Raw genomic sequence first — 1,641 nt, 5'->3', positions numbered from 1 at the left:
GGCGTCCCGCACTTCCACCTCTTGCCGTACAGGTTCCTATTGGTAGTGCTGACGCGCTTCTTTGCTCATTACCCCGATCCGGGCCCTGAAGCGTTGGACACGCTTCGGCGCTGGTTCTGGCGCGCTGCAGTAGTGGGGCCATATATCTTCCGCGGAAGCGCTACTGGGGCAATGAAGGCTCAGACCTATAAAATCTCAACCCACTCAATGGACGATTCGCTGACCGGTCTTATTGATGTCGTGGAGCGGTCTGATCATTCTGTGCCCAATGTGGCACGTCTTCGCACCAATGAAGGGGCGGGAAAGATAATTCTCTGCTCACTCTGGGCGCTCGGGCCGCGCGATCCTTTGACGGCAGACAGTTTTGAACAGCCGCGCCTGGCCCGCGCGATCAGTGAGTCCAATACAGCGGCTCCGGCAATTGCATATGTGGTCAACCCTAGGAACGTTGGGAGTAGTCGGCGTCTTTCTGCTGGTAACAGGCTTATTCTCTGTTCTGGTAGCCATCCGGTCAACGAGGTCGACATCCTTTTCTCCATCCAGCCGGTTCACCTGGGTGATGTGGAGTGGGAATCGGTCCTGGCGTCACATGCGATGACCCGCAGTATGGCGGGACTCTTGGCGGCAAGCAAAACTGTGGAATTTTTGCAGCAGCGTGAGCAAATCGTTCAGGGCAACCTCCAGAATTTCCTCAGCGAGATGTGTGGATGGAAATTTGATGCCGTCGAGCCGCTTCAGGATTGACCGGTATATGCGAGTGGGTGCGGAGAATCGAGGCAAAGGCTAGCCGGCTTTGACTACTCGGCTGGAGGGGAGTCGGCTCCTTTGGGAGTCGGCCCCTCGTTGTGTGCCGAATACTCTGACGCCAGGTCAGGTCGGCTCAGGTATCGTAGATCTTGGACCGGTGCCCCACGTGTGCGACCCATACCAGCAGCTCTGCGTTGTCGATCGTTTAGACCCCCCGGTGGTGGACGGCGTTCTGGCCGCGACATGGGCGTGGTGGTATTGAAGCCGAGAGGATCGCTTTCCAACTTGGTCAGCTTCGCCAGGATCCGCAATGCCATGGCGCAAGGGATCTTCCGAAGTTCGACCTGCGCTTCGCGTCGTAAAACGGTTCGGTACTAAACTCACCGCCAGCCAGGGTCTCCCTCATGGTGTCCTCGATCGGGGTGACTGGTGCCCGATTGGCCACGCGCTCTTCTCACTGTTGGTATTTGAGCAATACCTCGATCAATACCAAGGCGGCGACTTCCTTGCATGGGCAGCGGCTGTGTCATGAGCTCAAAGGGGTGCCAAGTGCCTCATGCGTGCAGAGTGGGTACGTGGTGGACGGACGCTTTCTCGGGCTGCGGTCGCGGGTGCTGGATTTCGGCCTTGGAGGCGACGTATGCATAGGTGGGAGCGCTGAGTTGTTCCGCTTCAACGTCTAGTGGGTCGCCCGCTCGGCGTCGATCGCTGGGTCGGTTGTCGCGTACGGGAGAAGGCTCGACCCCTGAGGGGTCGAGCCTTCTGGTTCTGTGTGGGAATGCCGGGGTGTCAGCACTGCTTCTAGGAAGCCGTTGCCGGAGGGGCCGGCGCCGTGCCGGTTTCGCGTATCAGTAGCAGGCCGGTGACCACCATCAGCGTCGCGATCAGGCCGTG

The 1,641-nt window shown here is 59.2% G+C and carries 1 pseudogene; it reads left to right on the top strand.

From position 1 onward, the window contains the following. Positions 1 to 744 (top strand): annotated as a pseudogene (locus BHU15_RS39865) (hypothetical protein); the annotation flags it as partial. Positions 745 to 1,641 lie beyond the last annotated feature (897 nt).

Source organism: Streptomyces niveus, from assembly GCF_001723055.1.
Taxonomy (GTDB): Bacteria; Actinomycetota; Actinomycetes; order Streptomycetales; family Streptomycetaceae; genus Streptomyces; species Streptomyces niveus.
This window is presented reverse-complemented; position numbering and strand designations above follow the sequence as displayed.